Origin of the sequence: Bacillus sp. TH13 (assembly GCF_016651175.1) — a bacterium.
Lineage (GTDB): Bacteria > Bacillota > Bacilli > Bacillales > Bacillaceae_G > Bacillus_A > Bacillus_A thuringiensis_S.
This window is the reverse complement of the sequence record NZ_JAEKEJ010000020.1, coordinates 301,328-322,303: the sequence shown is the minus strand read 5'-3', so window position 1 is coordinate 322,303 and position 20,976 is coordinate 301,328. Positions and strand designations below refer to the sequence as shown.

Genomic DNA, 20,976 nt, shown 5'->3' with positions numbered 1-20,976 from the left:
TGTTATTTTATTTAAAATATAATCCCAATCGGAATCATCACCTTCCCATCTATCCTGATAACGTGGGAGTTCAATTGAACAAACCCTCGATATTCCCCAATTTTGTTCAACGATATTAGATATATCCTCCTTAAAATTGACAATAAGAATATTAAAATCTTCATTTGTAATTTCGGATAATACGTTTTTTAATTCAACCGCTTCATCTCGATTTCCCCAAATCCTAATGAATAAAATTGATTCACTACTATTTATTTTTTCAAGGAATCGATTAATTCTAGTGTCTAATTTAGCTTTAAAAGAAGGATAGGTTGATTTCCAATCCTTTTCTGAGTCAATAGGAAAATCATGCATTGAAAAACAATTATAATAAGTGTCCTTTATACAATAGGTAATTCGTTCTGCCCATTTAGTTTGATTATCAAATTCTGATTCAATAAGACCGTAACTTTCTGAACCTTCTATGACCATATTTTCCAACTTCATAAATTTTTCAAATCGATTTTGAAGTAATCTGTTTACATCTGAAAGTGATGGATAATAAAACCAATCTAAAGGTCCAGAAAATGTTCTTAAATGATGCCTTTTGATTTGGTTAGTGACTTGACACAAGCCTCCTAAACTTACAATTACGCCATAGGATTTTTGTATATCATCTAGGTTCATCCTGATCATCCTTTTTAAAAGTAATTTAAATTATCTATTCAGTATATGATGCAATAACATATTGATGTGGACATATATATATATATCAAAGTACATAGAGCTAAGATATTGGTATAAATTTGAAAAGTCAAAATCCCTAAGTTAAGGAATTATATCTTTAATGTTATATCATTGAGTTGCTATTGGGATGAAAGCTGGTAGGGATTATACTCTCCAGTAACTTAAATTAGAAACCAGTCCTTGATTACTACAGTAAAATTGTTGTGCCTTTAAAAGAATCCTTAGATAAAAAAGAAAAATCTATTGGTTAGCATTTAACCAGTAGATTTTTCTTTGAGTTATTATCTTTTACATAATAATTATAGAGGATGGAAAATTCCACTTAGAAATAATTTTAAGCAGAAGAATAGACTAGTCTAATTTCTAATGGTCCCAGTATCTTTTATTTTGACGTGTGTCTTTACATTTATTTTAGCCTCTGCTAACGCTTGCAACCAATTTCCTTTTACTTTTTTCCACTCTTTATATTGAAATGCTCTAGCATATTGGGATAATCCGATTGGATCAATTTTATTCTGCTGTATTTCATATAACATATTTTGTAAATTGTTATTAATTTCTTTTTGAATAGCACTTTTTAAATTATTTATATTTTTTTTATTATCATAGTGCCCTTTAATTGAATTCGCATTGGTTTTTTCTATTAAAGCTACATTAGCGTAAATATCGAGATTAAATACAAACTTTCCGTTTTGAAAATTAACAACTACCTTCCTTGTCGCGTTCTGTACGAATATAGAAGTGTTTGTTTTTTTGTTGGACTTTTTAGGAGGAAGCGCAAGGTGTAGTATCATTCGCCCGCTACTTTTTGCTTATTTATAAGATTGAAAAATTTAACATCTTTTTTAGGGATATGAGTTAAATATTTCCCTTTTCGATTTAAAAATGCAATTCCTACTGTGTCGATTTCATTCTTTGTTTTTTTGATAATTGGAACAGTTTGCGTCATTCCTTCTTCATTTTGTTCTCTCATTAATTGTTGAATTGTAGAAGAGACGGATTGGTTATTTTGAATTGACGATTCGATTACACCATTTATATAAGATGAAAGTGATGGTTTACTAGGCTTATGAATTGTAAAAATTTCTTCTGCAGGTCCATCTACAAGTACTACTTTAGCATTAATGGTAGCGTAAGGGTCACGGTAAGAAGAATCAAGCTCCTGCAACCAATTTGCTTCTTGTGCTAATTTTTTTCCAATTAAAATGATTTCAGCTTTGGAAGCTGTCATAAAGCCAGTTAACTTCGTATCTATCTTACTGAATCCAGTATATACAGTGGATGCTTGTGTCCAATGTTCTATAGTACTTTTTTGCTGTTTATGATGAAAGAGTGGTATGCTTGTTCCAACTTTTATGTCTCCATTAGGGGTTCTATCCAAGCCAATTAACAGGATTAATGAAACCTTCTCAAGAGGAATTCTCTGACTACAACCAATTATATATACACAACAAATTACAATCCATATCCATTTTCGAATCAAAGTTGTTTCCTCCTAGTAATCCAAGTAAAAAGAATACCGTAAGCGAAAAATAAGATTGGTAATAGAATAAAGAAAACGACATTTAAGATATCCATAAGAGAATATATAAACAAATATTGATCCACATCGGGATTTAGGAAAATAAATAGGCCAACTATAAATAACATAAAAGCAAGCAGCGCCCAATTGCGGGCGTTTTTTTGAAGTGAAATGGCCACAGATTCAAAACTGAAAAATAAATACGGATATATCGTAGTGGAAAAGACAATTAAATAGTAAGCGATATATATAATTTCTAATCGTTCTATGAAAGAAAAACGAACCCCTTTTAACAGATGAAATACTGGCCAGATTACGTCTTTTATCCCCTCTGGACTAAAGTATATATAAGAAAGAATAGTAACATATAGATAGAAAAACATGGTTCCAGTATTCGCTATTAGTAGTCCTTTTATGGCTTTTTGTTTTTTTTGTAAGAATGGGTATATATAATATGCAATTTCTAGGCCAGCATAAGGAGTAATGGTTTCTTTTGTTGCCTTTACAATAGGATATAATCCTTCTTTAAATATAGGTAGTAGGTGTAAAGGATTGTAGTTAGTCTTTAGCGAAAAAAGAAGAAATAGTGGCATCCAAGTAGTGAAGAAGAAAACAAGCATAGAATAACTAGTAAGAGCCCTTAACCCACTCAGGGCTAAAATAATAAAAGGTAATAGTAATAATATGGTGATTTGATAAGCAGGAGTGGAAGGGAATATCCACACTTTTACAATATCGGTTGCCTTTAATAAAGTATTAAATCCAGCAAAAAATAGATAAAAGGCATATGCAAGAAAAAGAATTGTCCCTATCCATTTACCAAAGTATGTTTTTAAGATTTGTGAGAAATTTTTGTTAGGATTTTTTTGTAACATTAATATAATAAATACCCCGATTATAGAAGTAACTATCCATCCGAGAATGATCGAAATCCAGCCATCTGTGCCGGCATTAGTAGCAAGTGGGCTTGGCATAATTAACATACCAGATGCAAGTTGCAGCGAATGAATGAAAATAATAAATTCGAATAAAGTTATTTTTTGGAACTTAAGATTCCCCATGTTAACCACCTTCTTTTTTCTTTCTTTGTTTCGGCTGTCCTGTACTCGAGCGGGTGGTAATCATCGAAATAGGAAATCTTACAAAAGAATCTTTTAACTCTTGGAGACGAAATGGTGCGATTGGCATTCCGTATGGTGAACCATAGGAGGTTAGTGAAACAAAATGAGCAAATAAGAGCATTAATCCACTAACAATACCTACAATCCCATAAAAGTAAGCCAATAACATCATTGGAAAACGGATAAGGCGTATAGAACTCGATAAATCATAATTAGAAACAATAAATGAAGCAATGGCTGTAATAGATACGATAATAACCATAACGTTACTAACAAGACCAGCTTGAACAGCCGCCTGTCCAATTACAATCCCTCCAACGATTCCAATAGTTTGTCCAATTGGTTGTGGTAAGCGAATGCCAGCTTCACGTAGCATTTCTAGTGTAATTTCCATTATAAAAGCTTCCAATAAGGGGGAGAAAGGGACTTTGACTCTTGATGTTGCAATAGAAGTGTATAAGTCTATAGGAATAATTTCAAAGTGAAAAGAGACTATAGCAATATAAAATGCGGGTAAAAAAATAGCTATAATAAATCCTGCGAATCGTAATAAGCGAAAAAATGATGCGATGAGCCAATGAATATTATAATCATCTGGGGTTTGAAAAAATCCAATCAAATTCATAGGAACAACCATTGCACCAGGTGATCTATCCATTAACACTGCTACTTTCCCATCAAGTATATGATTTGAAATGGCGTCTGGGCGTTCGCTTAAATAAGCCTGTGGAAAAGGAGTCCAATTTTGATCTTTTGTATAATTAGATAGCTCTCCAATACTTAATACCGCATCTGTTTTGATTTTACAGATTCTAGTTTCTATTTCTTGGACTACATCTGCGTTTGCTACATCACCTAAGTAAATTAAATAGACTATAGAAGTGGCTCGTTCTCCAATCGTCAGCTTTTTGATTTTTAACTCTGTAGAAGGAATATATCGACGAATAAGACCTATATTTTTTGTGGCATTTTCAATAAATCCATCATGGGATCCTTTAATAGTAACTTCTGAAATTGGCTCTTGAATTGCTCTTTCTGCCCAGCCTTTTGTATTTATTAGAAGTGACCGCTTTTCTCCCTCCATAAACAGTACACATTGCCCCTCAAGTAACCCTTCTTTAATTTCATTCCATGTATATACTATTTTGGTATGAGTAGCAATAATATTAGAATTAAATATTTGACTGTCTTCATTTACTTCTTGTAATAATGGTGTAACAACATTGGTTTTTAATGCAACACCATCTGTAAGGCCTTCAAAATAATATAGTAAAATATTCGTGTTTGTTTTTAATTGCAAAGGATGTTCAATTAAATCTGCACTAATATCAAAGATATTATCTAGTGTATTTTTAAGTTGTTTTAAGTTACTTGTTTGGATCTTTTCAATGGTTTTATCTGTCTTAGTTTCTAAGGTCTCTTCATTTAAGGACAAAATTGACACCTCTTTAATATATAACGATTAGTTGTATTTATTATTTTTATATGATTGAATTTTATTCACTAATTTAAACTAATTGGAGATAAGAATTAATAAATTTGATGTGCTATATTATTAATTCAATAATTGAGAGCAAAAAGCAGATGTAATTTGTGTGGAAATTTAAGTATTAAGATAGAATTGAAATTTGAATGATTATAATAAAAAGAACCCTTGATAGGTTCTTTTTTAGTTGGTAAATATGTTGTCAACAATAGATGGCGATAAAGGTAGTAATTTAGATGTCTTTATGTTAATCAGCTAAATTTTGTAGGAAGAATTCTTTTTTCATACCTTAATACTCAATGAAAAAGGATATTTCATTTATTTGGGTGTTCTAGTGTATTTGAATTTTGCGCACTAACAAATTTTGTTTAGGGACAAAATGCATTTTCTTAATTATCAGAAAAAAAACAGCGCGACAAAATTCCTATTAATTATTTTGGTAGGTATCAAATATTTCTTTGGCCTTATTTTCTTGATATTACCGTACGTTTATATGTTTCTAAGGGAAAGAAATACTTTCATTTTTATTACCATCTATTGTTTGATTAAGATGGTAACATGAAAGTGAAACGTTTACAACCAGAAAATAAAGAAAAAATATTAAAATACGACTTCTTTCGACAATCATTCTATGTTTATATTTAATTTTATTATAGGAAAAGGCGGAGGGAAGTGGACCTTTTCCTATAAACTGTTTTGTTGGAATTAGAAATAACTAAAAAAGTAATAATAGCTTAAAATTAAAATGAAATTCAATGATAAAATTATTATTGAATTTTTGAACCTCAGGTGTCTTGAAAGTATGGTCAAATTTTAATCCACTTTGCGTTTCTTCCTTTTGTAACTAGCTTAATATGGCCAAACAGTTGCAAGGAATTTAAAGCCTTACTGATTGTACTCTCTGCAATGTCTGGATAAGTGTTACGAATATTTTCTTTAGTAAAGGGTTGCTTTTGTTTAAGTATAAAATCCTGAATTCTCTCAACTTTAGTATGTTTACATATAGAATCTAGAACTGTGTTATGAAGATCTTTGTAAGCCTCTAATATAATGGTTAAAAACGTTTTTAACCAAAAGCTATTATTATGTTCCTCGCAGTACCAATTCACCGAAGATTTATAAATCGAATTGTAATAATCAGATTCGTGTTTCTTAATATATTTATCCAGACATACATATTTTACAAATGTATGTCCACTCTTAATTAACAGCAATTGCATTAACATAAATGCCAGCCTGTTATTACCTTGATTGAAAGGGACTATGCAATAAAAATTTAATATAAAACGAGCTATTAATAAAAGTGAATGTAGCCCCTTACTAGTATTTAATGAGTTGTATTGATCACATAATTGCTCCATAAACTGTGGAATAAGTTCATGCGGAAGAATGCGGTAACTATTCAAGTGCATTCCATGTTCTGGAATTCCTGGAATGATAAAAGGTTTTTCACGCCATTTGGCACTGTCAGAGGTAATGTAATGTATTAGTTGAAAATGTAATTCCTGTATAGTTGCTGGATTGATTAATAAAGTACAGGAGTTTTTATGTACAAAAGAAAGTGTTTGATAATAGCAAAAAATAGCATCTTCCGAAATATTTTGAGGTACGATATCATCTAAAATAAGTTCTTTTAATCTTTTATTAGGAACTTTTATATCCTCATAAATAGTTGTGAAATTTTTTATGTAATGTAGTGGTATAGTTTTTTCTAAGCTATTAAATATGTCTGGGTTTTGTTCCTGATAAGCAGCTAATTTTCCTTTTAATTCGCTAATTTCACTTATTAAATTTATTAACCTCCTTTTTAATTCAATATTTTTATACTTATCATCAAAAAAGTCTCTCATTTTTGTTCCCCCTGTAACCCCTTAACACGTTGTTGCATATATCTTTCCATTCTAAAGGTATTCCACGACATCATTGTAAAATAACGACATTTTCGTTCTGATTTTAAATATATATCAGAATCTATATTTTTATTTAACAATTAAAACATGGAGATTATAAAGAAGAATCGTTAGGATTCAATTTTAATAGGCATAATCCTAACATCAAATGTACAAATGTACAATAAAAAAATAAAAAATAAAAAACTATCGACTCTTTTGAAAGATTATTTAAAAGGGTTTTAAGAAATTGTAGGTATAGAGTGCTTTAGTTTAGCAGTAAATATTGAAGTGGTAATAAAGTTTTCATAGGTAATCATAAAGTAGATAAACTATTAATTTGTGACAATTATGTGTCTAATCTATTATATACTTTTATGAGAATTCTAAAATTAAATCCTAAAGAGCTGAATTTTCTATATTTATCATAAAGATCAGAAGAGGCGTGTTGATGAAATGTATCATTTTATATAAAAATATGTAACGTTTAATACTCGTATTGTAAAATATTTTGACATACGTTAATTTAAGTATTAGGTACAGGAACATTTAATAAAAACTCAGTACTAAAATACCCTTTAAACGTTTCACCCTAAGAACCGTTTCTCAAGCACACTGAAGTTCATCCTTTGTTTCTGTGCCTTATTAGATAAAAATAACACAATAAATTATTAGAATGTGATAATTAAAATTTGATTTTTAAATCTTTTCTCTTTTCTTAAACGTTAACAATCTCTTGATAATCTGTTTAAAGTAAGGAAATACAGGATAGAAAATAGTTATTAATAAAGAAAATACAGTTAAGCTAGATACCTTAAGTTATTTTATGAGTAATTAAGCGTTAGTTTGAATTAGTAGGGGTATTATATGTGTTTTAACCTCAAGTGTATATGTTTAAGGTTAAAGGATTTGTGAGTGGTATAAAAGTAGGGAAGTCTGGAAGAAACGGATATAATCGGTTTCTTCCAGACTTTTTTGCTTTTTGTAATATAAAAATTTTTTTTTCCTATATGAGGAATTTTTTTGTTTAATATTTGAATTTTTTGTGAAATTAAATGGAATTTTTATTCTTCTTTTAATACATAATGTTACAAAATTGCGTAATTGTATTTACTTTATTTTTATAGGAGATTAAAAATAATAATAAATGTACCAATTTATGAGGGATATTAATATATTAATTAACGATTTGTTCGTTTATCCCTATATTGCTATTATATTAGCGAAAGCAATATATTGGGGGGGACAAAAATGAAATTGAAATTAGCATCTAAATTGGAAAGATTAAAAACAAGTAAAAAGGGGATTGGTGCTTGTGTATTGGCTGCAGGCATGATGGCAATCACAATGACTCCTCAAAGTGCGTATGCACATGGGTTTGTTGAAAAGCCGAGTAGTCGTGCTGCTTTATGTAGTCAGAATTATGGGGCATTAAATTTAAATTGTGGAAATGTAATGTACGAACCTCAAAGTCTAGAAGCACCTAAAGGATTTCCAGATAGTGGACCGATTGATGGGAAAATCGCTTCGGCAGGAGGATTGTTTGGAGGTATTCTTGACCAACAAACATCAAATCGTTGGTTCAAAAACACAATTAAAGGTGGAGTAAATACATTTACATGGAAATATACAGCGCCACATTCTACAAGTAAATGGCATTATTACATTACAAAAAAGGGATGGGATCCTAACAAACCATTAACACGTGCTGAATTAGAACCAATCGGAACTGTGAAACATGACGGTTCGGCCGCATCAAATAATTTAACACATACAATTAATGTACCAACTGATCGTAATGGTTATCATGTTATTTTAGCTGTATGGGATGTAGCAGATACGTCAAATGCTTTTTATAATGTAGTTGATGTAAATTTAGTAAATAATGAAACTCCTGATACAGTAGCTCCAAGTCAACCAACTGAATTAAATGCCTCTAAAGTTTCTGCCAATAGTGTTGAAATAACATGGAAGGCTTCCACTGATAATATAGGTGTAAAAGAATATCAAGTGTTACGTAATGGAGAAGTAATTGATACGGTACCAGGTACAACTTTTATTGATAAAAAATTAAAAGCAGATACGGAATATACTTATACAATAAAGGCATTAGACTCTGCTGGAAACATATCAAAAGAAAGTGAAAAACTGAAGGTTAAGACAACACATACAATCCCAGATATAGAGGCTCCAACTCAACCAAAAGGATTACATAGTATGGGTACAACATCGACAACTGTTGATTTGATGTGGAGTCCGTCAGAAGATAATGTAGGTGTTGACCATTATATTGTATATAGAGAAAGCGCTGGGGTTATGAATAAAATTGGGACAGCGGCTAATACATCCTTTATGGATAAAGATTTGAAGGCTAATACATCGTATAAATATGTAGTGACGGCGGTTGATTTAGCTGGAAATGAATCTAGTAGAAGTGATGTTTTGAATGTAACAACAAAGTCAGAGGATTCCGCATATGAAAAATGGGATGCAAGAAAAGCATATACTAAAGGTGATAGAGTAGTACATGAGGGGAAAGTGTACGAAGCGGTTCAAAATCATCAAGGAAATGGCGACTCAAATTGGATTTTTGCTTTATCGCTTTGGAAGCCAGTTTTGAATAAATGATAAGCTGAAAAAGGTAGTTTACAATTTTGGATTGCTCTTTAAAAATTAAGGGCTGTTCCAAATATAATGATCTAATGGATTAAATGATATGTTAATAAAGTGAAACTGTAATCAGTGGAGGTTTTGTTCATCCCCCACTGATTATCAGCCCTCACCAATCGGGCTTTTACGGGCGCCCGTTAATGCGGGATAAAATTTAATCGCTATCCTAATGTTTACGAAATGAAATTAAAAAAAGAATCCCTATGGAATTCCATTGGGATTCTTTTTTTCTAATTTGTAATAGCGTAAATTTTCACTGTGAATTTGCTAGTGGCACCAATTGGACTTGCAATATAATATTTAGTATTTGTGTAAGCTTCAGTCCTAGATTCATGTGAAATATTTTTCCAACGAGTGGAATCTATTCCCAGGGAAACATCAATCATTACATTGAAAGAAATAGTAGAAGGATAATCTTTTTCAGAAGGCTCAATAACCCATTTTAATTCTTTGGTACCTACAGGTAAACTATCAATTTTAAAGTTTTGGCTGGATCGATTTTGTTGCCCTGATAAAGGACTAGATTCAGATGCTATTTGCGAAATTAATATTTCTTTTTCATTTGAATGTATACCATTTAATTTAATGATACTATCAATTAAACCTGGACCAGGAAAATCAGCTGCGATGATACCAGAATGTTTAATTGCGCCTTGTTGTAAGAGTTCGGTCCCAAGTGTATTCATCCCCCCGTAGTATACTTGTCCGTTTCTATCGCGAGGGAAATCACTCCACGCATTAGTGGAATTCGTTTGAATCAATTTAGGACTACTGTCAGTATTTCTGCTTTCTTTTCCGCTTGCAACAAACCAAGGATATACATTATTTAAAAATGCGGCTGCGCCCCCCGTACCACTAAAATGGTTGAGATAAATTTTTCCATTATTAAAGTTAGTATTTGTATTTTGTAGATGGTTTTTTATCGCAATCCATTTTGTATATATTTCGTTTGGTCCGCTTCCAATCTCAAATTTATCTTGTATATTCAAACCTTCGTAATCAATCCCGCACAATTGAGTGGATGTAAAGTTTTGTAAGATTACAATTTTCCCGCGGGTATCTCCTAAAGTAGGGTTATTTCTATCTGAAGTTGGTACGGAATTAGGATCCCAAAAATATGAAGCATTAACGTTTTTATATTTTAAAAATATCTCCTCAAATGATAGAGATCCATTTTCAGGAGTAGTTTCTTCTTTTAAGCGCATTAATATTGTTTCTGTTGGATGATCTTTTAAAAATTGAATGGTCTCTTTTAATACATCTTCAAACACAGCTTTTTGATTTACAACACCATGATACATTGCAAAAGAATCTTTTACACGTTTAACACGCATATCTACATATCGAATTCCGGAATTTAATTGTTGAGATAAACTCATAGTTTGATTTCTTGTCAAATTTTCATCAAGAAAACTTGCTCCATGTAAAGCCATTGTACCGTGAGTCCCTGGAATAGATATTTCACTTATTTTTGTTGAATCTTCTATTTTCGCCATCCACGATGGATTTTGATACCCTATATTTGATTCATAGGAGTAACCTGGATGACTATTAGCTAAAATAGTAGATGGTGTACTTAAACTTGCTAGTGTAATACAAGTAAGGATACTAATTTTAAAGAAATTTCTCATTTTTATTTTGTTCATTTTTTCTCTCCTGACCTTTAAACAATTGTTAGATGATTTTTTACTATATTTATTGTTTTTCATTCTTAAGATAATAAATTTTTGTATTTGAAAATAATTAACAATAGGGGGAGTAAGTTATTTGAGACTTTAATAATTTGTTATTATAAATTGTCTCTAATAGCCAAATGGATTCTTGAAAAATCGAAGTATAGCCTCCCAAAAAAACTGTTTATCGTATTGAATACAAACAAAACAGAAGTCCTAAAAAAGACTTCTATTTTGTGACATATAATGAATAATAAGGTGGTAAACAAATCAAGATAATGTGATTGAGTGGTAAAAATTTATTAATAGCTGTTTTAGAATTTCTTATAACAAGGCTGATTACAAAAAGCGGATCTCTACACTGCTAATAAAAATTGAAAAATTCTACTCATTAAAACTTAGACTAACTACAGTTGCAATTGATTGGGCTGCATGTTCCCAGCTTCCATCTATAACTTTACCAATCTGCTGACCAAGTGTATTTAAATCATTTGGATTAACTGGAATTCCATTATACGCAGCAAGAATTGATAAAAGTGGAGCGGCAAATGGTGTCCAACCACCTCTATCAATATTAAATACAGGTTTATCTAGTACCTTTCCATCTTGTACTGTAAACTCATAATAAAATTGATCATCTGGACGAAAACTTAAATGATGAGAAATTTGCCCCTTAACATATTTTTTTCCTGCACCTAGGTTTACTACTTCTATTTCTTTTACATTAAATTCATGTTCAAATACTTTAATTTTTTTGACTTCTGGACCATTTAAGGCAGCTTGAACGGCTGTTTCCAAATTATTTTGTGCAAAAGGTTGAATACTCGATTGTGCCTCTTTTTGTTGAATAGGAGCCTCTTTTTCTGCAGCAAACACCGAGGTAGTAGGTAGTGCACCTGTAGCTAACGTAGCTGCAAGTGCTGTTGTCATAATGATTTTTCTTTTCTTCTTCATAGTTTTCCTTCCTCTCTTAAAGTTATGATATATAATCTTTTAAAGACTGACACGGTGCAATTTTTTTCATAATGCACGTAAAAAATTAGTTTAAGAATTATGTGAAATCGTGTCAGAAAATTAAAGTTAATTATATATGTATTTAAGATGATATCTATCTACACATATTTTTTCAATTTTTAGATAAATAAAATAGTAATGACTTCTTAAGAATTAATTTAGCACCTTGTTTATCTAGAAAAGTCCTATAAACACATTTAATTCATAGTAAAAGTAATATATTTGATAGTAAATGTCTTGCATAATGCGATAAAATTTCACAATTTTTTATCATTATATACAGAAAAAGGTAACGAAACTTAAGCGATATGTAATACTTGTCATAGTTGTGAATTATGTGAATCTATTTAGTGTAACAGCTAAGATGTTAGATCTTGTTTTTCTTAAAAACATTACTTATTCAGATTCATGAAAAGGATTTTAATGGATTAGTTTGATTTGATATAAAAAGAGGACGCATTTTTATTTGCGTCCTCTTTTTATGATAATTTATTTTACAAGTTAAGAAGAATCTTTGATCATCTAAATAAATTCTATCACCCTATTAGGAGATACTAGTAGAACAATATGGACTTTTATTTAGTTCATTTTCTAACAGTTCGTTTAATTCTTTAATAATACTATAGGCAAGCATAGTACTTAGTTCAGAACCTTTTTCTATTGTTTTATTGATAATACTCTTTCTTGGTACTATTCTAAGTATTTTTCAGCTAGGTAAGAGGGGTATGTTGAAATAGGAGGGCCCATCTTAAAGTAGGATAAATTGGTCTTTGAAATCGGTATACAGTTCTTTAATAGATATAGTTTTTGCAATATATCTTTATCTATGGGATGAAGCATATAATCTGTCATGATGAAATAATTGTGATGGTAGATAAATACTTTTCCTTCTGGTAAAACCGCGTGATGAGATAAATTTGGATAAATAGGTGGTCCATCTGAAAATTGATTTAAACTACGTTGTGAAACTTTAATAATTTTTTGAACTGAAAATTTAAATTTGCGAAATGCAATGATGTCAATAAATGGACGTTTTTGATTATTTTCTATATAAAATAACTCTCCTTTTTCATTTTGCACAACCCGTAGATTTGGAATTGACTCTGTAAGGGTTATGGGGGGCCCTTCTGTATATTTGTGGATAAATGGATCGGGAATTAAGACAATTTCATTTTGATTATATTTGAAGTAAGAAAGCATATCTTTCGAAATAAGCCTGCGTTTAAAGTTATCAATTAAAAATACTTCACCTTGTGAATTACTAAATAAAATACCATTTAAATCTTTTGAAGGGAGGTTAGCATATAGGTTTTGGAAAGAGAATGGTGTTTTAAAAGTAATATCGAGCACTTTGTTAATGGGATAAAAAGGTTGAAATGTATTTAGGCGTTTCCAAAACATTGCATCTCCAGCAAACCAATATAAAGGATTTGTATCCCAATATCCACAGTACTTTTCATAGATTTTTAATAATATTCTTCTAGTATGCATAATTGAACAATGATCTACAACATTAGCAAGCTGTATATAAAATTTCCGAAGCTTCTCTCACAAATTCATTTGTAGGTTGTAGGTTATAATCAACATATTTTACGTATTGGGAAGAGTAGACTACATCAATTTCAGGATGTTTTTCTAAGAAAGACAACATTTCAGCTAATCTGTTTGGAAGGTATATAGTATCATCTGTTAAATAGCAAATATAATCCCCACAGGTTAATGGTAGTGCCTCATTGATAAGTGTTGCATATCTTGTAGTTTTATATCGTTCATCATCTTGTATAAAACTATTCGTATAAGTAATTCGAGGATCCTCTAGATAATTTTTTATGACATTTATAGTTTCTGGACAGGAGTTATCATCCATAATAAAAAGTTCCCATTCTTTATAAGTTTGCATTAGAACACTTTCAATAACTTGATTAATTAATGACGGCTTATTATAACTAGTAAGGATAATTGATATTTTGGGTTGCAAAGTCTTCACCTCTATTGAGAATATTGAATGTGTTTTTCTAGTGAAATCTAATAATTAAAGCTTTATCGACACTTTCTTTTTTATACTTAAATAATTTATGACTTTTTCATAGATATGGTATGGACTATAGTGGAGAAAAAAGAGACATGGGTGAATATAAATACTGCTATTAATTTTTTATAGATAAAGAAACCTTTTTTAAAATTATCGGAACGGTTTGTCCTTTCTATTTATATAATAACGTAACTGTTTTTGTATTTATTGATAAGGAGGAGAGAGATATTTGCCTAAAATTTCAGTTATAATGACAAGTTACAATAAGCCTGCGTTTGTTGAAAAATCGATATTAAGTGTATTAAACCAAACCTTTCAAGATTTCGAGCTTTTTATAATGGATGATGATTCAGATGAAATGACCCAGAAGGTGATTCAACCATTCATAAATAATGAAAATGTACATTTTTATAAAAGTAATGTAGCTCATATTTCTGAAAGGACAAAAAAAGTAAGATATGCCGCTTTAATCAATGAGGCACTTAAGCATGCTAAAGGGGAATATATAACTTATATTACAGATGATAATCAATATGAAGAAGAACGTCTTAAAAAGATGTCTAGTTATCTTGATGAGAATAAAGATGTTCAAATTATTTATTCTGCATCAAAAACGATTCATATAGATGAAACAGAGATGCCTATTAAAACGGTTGAGAGACCTGCAAAAAAAATTATGAATAATGCTCCATGTACAATTGATCATTGTTCTATTATGCATAGAGCATCTGTTTTACCAATTCTTGAAAAAAGGTGGAATTCTTATTGGGATGAAGATCCTCAGTTTTACCGGATAGGAGATGCGCGCTTCTTTTGGAGATTAAATCACTATTGGGATTTTTATCCCTTAGATGAAATTTTAGATATCAATTATATTACTCCCCATTCAATACATGCGCAGTTATTTGCAGAAGAAAAAAATGAATTTGTGCAATTATTACCACCACAAAGAACATGCAAAGAATTAAGGGAAGACTTGAGAAGAAAAAGAGGGTGAAAAATTGAGTGACATTTATTTGAAAAATTATTGGCTATTAAATTTAGAGTATATAAATATTTTTTCAAGGTTAAAGCATTATAATATTCCTTTACCATTACTGAGTAATTTTTATCAATATTTAGATGAAGATATAAAAAATAAAATGAAAGATAATAATTTTTACAAGAAATTGTCAATTGAGCCAATAGCAGAAACAAAGTTACAGTTAGAGTTTGAAAAAATAATGTCTGTATTTCAATCAAAAATAAAAAGAAAAAACCAAAATGGAGCAATCCTCCTAAATTCAGATTATCTCCGTTTTTCAGTAAGTAACTTTACCCACTTTAATCCAAATCAAACAAAGATATTAACTAGATCAAAAAAGACCGAACTCTATGGTCTTCCTACAGTTTGTGCACCAGATTATATAAATAAATCTGCTAATACCGCACATGTTTTTATAGAAAAAGCTAAAGAAATCTTTTTAAAGTTTAATAAGCACCCACTATTTTCAAACCTCTTTTTTCAAAAAAAATTACTAAGCGACCTTCCTATCATGATTGAGAAACTTAATATGGCTCATTTTATTTTTAAAGAACAAGATATTTCTGGTGTGATTGTCGGTACTACGGAAGATATAACAAGTAGAGCTCTTACTTTTCTTTCTAGTAGTGAGGGTATACCGAGTTATTGTCTGCAGCATGGTGCAGTAATGGGGGAAGAAGCATACTTTCCGGTTTTCGCAACAAAACAGGTCGTATATGGGAAATATGAAGAAGATTGGTACCTTCAAAAAGGGGTCAGTGAATCTCAAATCGAAATACTAGGGCACCCCAGATATGATGAGATCTTTGATAGAGTATATATGGATAAAAAGAATCTTTTTAATAAATTAAAAATAGACCCCTCTACAAAAGTGGTTTTTATTGCAACCCAGCCATTTAAAACTTCATTTTATACTGAATTGACAGAAAAGTTAGTGGAAGACAAAAATATTACGGTTATTATAAAGCCACATCCTTGGGAAAAAGGGCGTAATTTAGTGGGAGAATATATTAAGTTAAGTAACTTATATCCTAATGTTAAATATATAACAAATGAAGTAAACATGTATGATGTTATTTTACATGCAAATCTTGTGGTTATCTCAAATTCAACAGTGGGATTAGAGGCGATGTTATTAGATATACCTGTAGTTGTTTATAAATCTTTATTAGAGGAAAGGGATTATAAATATTACGATACATTAGATTGGCTTGTAAATCATTCTATGGAGGATATGACTAGCACGATTAAAAAGGTTCTAAATGATCCTTTACAATCAAATTTAGCAAAAGAATTAAGAAGAAAATTTATTAATGAAAACTATCCGCAAGAAGCATGCACAAAAAGATTAATAAATTTAATTCAAATTGAAAAAGATTAACATCATCACCATTTATAAATATTTGAAGTAAAAGATTATATTCTCAGTTTTCAATGATTAATATGTATTTTAAACTTGCAATAGAAACGTATGTTTCTATATCCGGCAAACTAGTTTATTTCTCAACAAATGGATTGCCTATGGAATTACAAACAAGTTGAAGAGAGGTTTTTTGCTAAAATTAATTTTTAATATGAGGAGGTATATATTTTCATGTTTTTTAAAGATAAAAATGTTTTAATTATTGGTGGAACAGGAACAATTGGAAAAAGCATTCTTTCTAATGTTCTACAGGAAAAGCCAAAAGTGGTAAGGGTTTTTAGTAGAAGTGAATACAATCAATTTTTATTACAAGAAGAATTTAGGGATAAAAATCGAAATATTCGTTATTTAATTGGGGATATTCGTAATTATGATCGAGTATTTAGTGCGATGGAAAATATTGATTATGTATTTCATGTGGCCGCGATGAAGCATGTTTCGTTTTGTGAATATAATCCGTTTGAAGCAGTTTTGACCAATATTTTTGGAACACAAAATGTAATAAAAGCGGCAATTGCTCAGAAAGTAAAAAAGGTAGTTTTTACAAGTTCTGATAAAGCGATTTCACCAACAAATAATTACGGTGCAACAAAATTGACTGCTGAAAGATTGATTACGTCAGCGGAATATTCAAAAGGTTCAAGTGAAACGACATTTACAAGTGTTCGCTTCGGAAATGTGATGGGATCAAGAGGCTCTGTTATTCCTTTATTTGAAAATCAAATTAAAGAAAACCAAAAAATAACTGTAACAGATCTTAGTATGAGTAGATTTATGATGACACTGAACCAAGCAACTATGTTAACAATTGAAGCAATGAAAATAGCAAAGGGTGGTGAAACTTTTATATTAAAAATGCCAGTTATTTCATTAAACGATTTAAGTGAAGTGATGATAGAAGAAGTTACAAAGTTATATGGGTTGCCCAAGGAGAATATTAAAATTGAAGAAATTGGTTTAAAACCGGGTGAAAAAATGTATGAAGAACTTATGACACATGATGAATCTTTACAGGCTTTTGAATTACCAGATATGTTTATCATTCCTAGCCCATTAAAAAAGGGTACTCAATATGAAAATGCAAAAAGGGCGAAGGCAGGGTTTTACCGTTCTGATAATCAAAATGCTATTTCAAAAGAAGAGCTTAGAAATTTAATATTAAACCAGCAGCTATTAACAGGAGGGGAGAAACTATGAAAATATTAGTAACTGGTGGTGCAGGTTTTATTGGTAGGTGGGTTGTAAAGAGATTATTGCAGGATAAGCATGAAATATGGATATTAGACAACTTAGCAAATTCAACTACTGCAAATATTACCGAGTTTGCACACGATCTAAATTTAAAACAATGCATTCAAGGAGATATTAAAGATAAAAAATTAGTTGCTCAATTATTTGAAAATAATTCATTTGACCTTTGTTATCATTTAGCAGCGAGTATCAATGTTCAAGATAGTATAGATGATGCTAGATCAACTTTTGAAAATGATACAATAGGTACTTTTAATTTGCTAGAACAATGTCTTAAGTATGATGTCAAAATGGTCTTTATGAGTACTTGTATGGTATATGATAAAGCAACTAATATACAAGGGATATCAGAATTAGACCCAATTAAACCAGCCTCTCCATATGCTGGATCAAAAATTGCTGCTGAAAACATGGTTTTATCTTACTATTATGCTTATAAGCTACCAGTAGTGGTTATTCGCCCATTTAATACGTATGGTCCATTCCAGAAAACAGGTGGGGAAGGTGGGGTTGTTGCCATTTTTATAAATAATAAATTAGATAATGTACCACTGAATATATATGGGGATGGAAAACAAACGAGAGACCTTTTATACGTTGAAGATTGTGCAGATTTTGTTGTGGCAGCAGGATACTCTGCAAAAGCAAATGGTCATATTATCAACGCTGGAACAGGGCAAGATATATCCATTAATAAATTAGCAGAATTGATTTCGGGAAATAAAGTAAGTATTCAACATGTAACTCATATCCATCCGCAAAGTGAAATTCAAAAATTATTATGTAACTATGAAAAAGCAAAAACAATATTAAACTGGGAACCAAAAGTTTCTTTAGAAGATGGAGTTATTAAAACAGAAGAGTGGATTAAATCTTTAAAAATTAACCCTAAGGAGAAAGAGTAATGGTAAGGGGAATCCTCGGTATGCATGGAGGAAATCCTGTTAGAGAAACTTATTTACCATATGGTCAGCAACAAATTGATGAATATGACATTCAGGCTGTTGTAGATGTATTAAAAGGGGATTTTTTAACAACAGGACCAATGGTTCAACAGTTTGAAGAGGCAATAGCGAAATATGTGGGAGCAAAATACGCTGTTTCCTTTTCAAATGGTACAGCTGCATTGCATGCTGCCTGCTATGCAGCAGGCATAACTGAGGGAGATGAAGTAATTACAACTCCGATGACATTTGTAGCAAGTGCAAATTGTATTTTATACCAGGGAGGAAAGCCGGTATTCGCCGATATTGACAATGGAACATATAACATTAGTCCTAAATCTATAGAGGAAAAGATTACAAATAAAACAAAGGCTATTATTCCCGTACACTTTACTGGGCAGCCTGTAGAGTTAGAAGAAATACAAAAAATAGCAAAAGAAAACAATTTGATTATCATTGAAGATGCAGCCCACGCATTAGGAGCCACATATAAAAATAAAAAGATTGGTTCAATTGGTGATATGACAATGTTTAGCTTTCATCCGGTGAAACATATTACTACCGGAGAGGGGGGAGTAATTACCACAAATAATCCTCTGTTTTACGAAAAACTTTTTCAATTCCGTACGCACGGAATTGAAAAGAATCCTCGAAATCTTCTTGAAAATCATGGGCCTTGGTATTATGAAATGCAATTCTTAGGTTACAACTATAGAATAACGGATATACAAGCTGCTCTTGGCTTATCACAGTTAAATAAATTAGACTCTTTTATTAAAATTCGAAAGAAATATGTAGACATTTATAATAAAGAATTTAGTTGTTTATCTGAAATCATCATACCAAAGCAATTGCCTCAAACCGATTCAAGCTGGCACCTTTATATTATTCGTTTAAATACTAAATTATTAAAATGTAATCGAAAAGAAGTTTACGAGGCATTACAAAGAGAAAATATTGGTGTGAATGTGCACTATATACCCGTACATTTGCAACCGTTTTATCAAAAATTAGGTTATGGAAAAGGTATTTGTCCGCAAGCAGAAAATGTATATGAGGAAATTATTACGCTGCCTCTATTTCCTAAAATGACAGAAGCTGATGTGTGGGATGTAATACAAGCTGTGAGAAAAGTTCTTTCGTTTTATAGAGTTGCTAAAAATTAAATGAAAGGGGGGTTATTAAAATTGCAAAACCAAAAATTGTTAAGAGCAGTTACAAAAGGTGACATTAAAAAAGGAGAGATTATTACAGCTAATAAAGTAACAATGGAATTAAATGTTGTAGAAAATGCGCTGACCGAGCTTGAAGCAGAGGAATTATTACCTCAGGTAGCTGTATATAATTTGTCTGCAGGTACCCCAATAACAAAAGAGGTTATTGAACCTCCAAAGGTAGTAATAATTATACTTTGCCGCTTAAAATCTACTAGGTTACCTTTAAAGGCAATATTGCCAATACACGGAGTTCCTTCCATTGAACGATGTCTTATAAATACATTAGCTATTCCAGGAAAACACCAGGTCATACTTGCTACTTCAGATATTGCACAAGATGACCCTTTGGAAAAGTTTAATTTAGACGGGAAAGTTAAGATTTTTAGAGGTGATCCAGAAAATACCGCTGATCGCATGTTCCAAGCTGCAAAACAAGAAAATGCAAATATTGTCATACGGATTACAGGGGATTGCCCAGCTGTGTCACCTGAAATAAATACTTTTTTACTAGATGAACATTTGAAAAGTGGTGCAGACTATACACAGGCAGAGTTAAGTACGTTACCTGTCGGAACAGCTGGTGATATTTTTACATTAGAGGCAATCGAACGATTACTACAAACCCCAAAACCTTTAACCTATGCAGAATACCTTCCGTTTTATTTTATTAATAATCCACATTTATTTCGTATCAATGTAGTGAAACTCCCTCCAGCAGTTTGTTATCCTACTTGGAGGTTAACATTAGATGAACAACCAGATTTAGATATGTTCAATGAACTTTATAGAGGTCTGAATGTAAAATCTAAACCTTTATTTTTTCATCAAATAAAAGATTACATCCTTCGAAATCCTGAAATTATTGAAATTAATAGTCATGTAAAATTGAAATGGGCAAATCAACAATCATTAGTAGATGAGTTAAATAGAGAAACGATATTATAAATTAATAAATTGTAGTGCTTTTAGTGAGGAGGGAGTATC

Annotated in this window: 13 protein-coding genes and 2 pseudogenes; 7 read left to right on the top strand and 8 right to left on the bottom strand. The window is 30.9% G+C overall.

Annotation, left to right across the window (positions count from 1 at the left end; all coding sequences use genetic code 11):
* From JFU02_RS06365 to JFU02_RS06345, 5 genes and pseudogenes are all read right to left on the bottom strand, one after another.
* Nucleotides 1-666: papain-like cysteine peptidase (locus JFU02_RS06365; protein ID WP_201070261.1), on the bottom strand; the 666-nt coding region annotated here is incomplete at its 3' end.
* Nucleotides 667-1,082: 416 nt separating this feature from the next.
* Nucleotides 1,083-2,209 (bottom strand): annotated as a pseudogene (locus tag JFU02_RS06360) (Ger(x)C family spore germination protein).
* The gene (locus tag JFU02_RS06355; protein ID WP_061667954.1) at nt 2,206-3,309 is read right to left on the bottom strand and encodes a GerAB/ArcD/ProY family transporter; all 1,104 of its coding nucleotides are present in this window, start codon (nt 3,307-3,309) and stop codon (nt 2,206-2,208) included. Before JFU02_RS06355 ends, JFU02_RS06360 begins: the two are co-directional and overlap by 4 nt.
* Nucleotide 3,310: 1 nt before the next feature.
* On the bottom strand, nt 3,311-4,804 hold the full coding sequence (locus JFU02_RS06350) for a spore germination protein (protein ID WP_000055704.1): 1,494 nt from the start codon (nt 4,802-4,804) through the stop codon (nt 3,311-3,313).
* Between the two features lie 857 nt (nt 4,805-5,661).
* Nucleotides 5,662-6,705, bottom strand: coding sequence for a Fic family protein (locus tag JFU02_RS06345; RefSeq protein WP_001204224.1), 1,044 nt, complete (start codon nt 6,703-6,705; stop codon nt 5,662-5,664).
* Between the two features lie 1,290 nt (nt 6,706-7,995).
* On the opposite strand from JFU02_RS06345, the gene JFU02_RS06340 reads away from it, so the two are divergent.
* A complete protein-coding gene (locus tag JFU02_RS06340; RefSeq protein WP_086406911.1) occupies nt 7,996-9,372 on the top strand; it encodes a lytic polysaccharide monooxygenase in 1,377 nt (458 codons plus the stop codon).
* Between the two features lie 272 nt (nt 9,373-9,644).
* Here JFU02_RS06340 and JFU02_RS06335 read toward each other — a convergent pair whose 3' ends face one another.
* The 3 genes and pseudogenes from JFU02_RS06335 to JFU02_RS06325 all read right to left on the bottom strand — a co-directional run bounded on the left by JFU02_RS06335 (nt 9,645) and on the right by JFU02_RS06325 (nt 14,079).
* Nucleotides 9,645-11,060 (bottom strand): phosphatidylinositol-specific phospholipase C, encoded by a 1,416-nt coding sequence (locus tag JFU02_RS06335; protein WP_001033599.1) that lies wholly within the window; start codon nt 11,058-11,060, stop codon nt 9,645-9,647.
* Nucleotides 11,061-11,471: 411 nt separating this feature from the next.
* On the bottom strand, nt 11,472-12,041 hold the full coding sequence (locus tag JFU02_RS06330; RefSeq protein WP_000730216.1) for a hypothetical protein: 570 nt from the start codon (nt 12,039-12,041) through the stop codon (nt 11,472-11,474).
* Between the two features lie 750 nt (nt 12,042-12,791).
* A pseudogene (locus tag JFU02_RS06325) lies at nt 12,792-14,079 on the bottom strand (glycosyltransferase family 2 protein).
* A 283-nt stretch (nt 14,080-14,362) separates the two neighbouring features.
* On the opposite strand from JFU02_RS06325, the gene JFU02_RS06320 reads away from it, so the two are divergent.
* The 6 genes from JFU02_RS06320 (at nt 14,363) to JFU02_RS06295 (ending at nt 20,937) form a co-directional block, all read left to right on the top strand.
* Nucleotides 14,363-15,130 (top strand): glycosyltransferase family 2 protein, encoded by a 768-nt coding sequence (locus JFU02_RS06320; RefSeq protein WP_001124406.1) that lies wholly within the window; start codon nt 14,363-14,365, stop codon nt 15,128-15,130.
* A gap of 4 nt (nt 15,131-15,134) precedes the next feature.
* Nucleotides 15,135-16,538 carry a CDP-glycerol glycerophosphotransferase family protein gene (locus tag JFU02_RS06315; RefSeq protein WP_201070258.1) on the top strand — a complete coding sequence of 468 codons (1,404 nt, stop codon included), beginning with the start codon at nt 15,135-15,137 and terminating at the stop codon, nt 16,536-16,538.
* Nucleotides 16,539-16,751: 213 nt separating this feature from the next.
* Complete coding sequence (locus JFU02_RS06310) at nt 16,752-17,777, top strand: SDR family NAD(P)-dependent oxidoreductase (protein ID WP_000465154.1); 1,026 nt, start codon at nt 16,752-16,754, stop codon at nt 17,775-17,777.
* Entirely contained in the window at nt 17,774-18,736 is a 963-nt protein-coding gene (locus JFU02_RS06305; RefSeq protein ID WP_000699372.1) for a dTDP-glucose 4,6-dehydratase, read from the top strand. The genes JFU02_RS06310 and JFU02_RS06305 overlap by 4 nt, the downstream gene beginning before the upstream one ends.
* Nucleotides 18,736-19,941, top strand: a complete 1,206-nt coding sequence (gene pseC / locus JFU02_RS06300; RefSeq protein ID WP_000251481.1) for a UDP-4-amino-4,6-dideoxy-N-acetyl-beta-L-altrosamine transaminase — start codon at nt 18,736-18,738, stop codon at nt 19,939-19,941. The genes JFU02_RS06305 and pseC overlap by 1 nt, the downstream gene beginning before the upstream one ends.
* Nucleotides 19,942-20,937 carry a cytidylyltransferase domain-containing protein gene (locus JFU02_RS06295; RefSeq protein WP_003307516.1) on the top strand — a complete coding sequence of 332 codons (996 nt, stop codon included), beginning with the start codon at nt 19,942-19,944 and terminating at the stop codon, nt 20,935-20,937.
* Nucleotides 20,938-20,976: the final 39 nt, after the last annotated feature.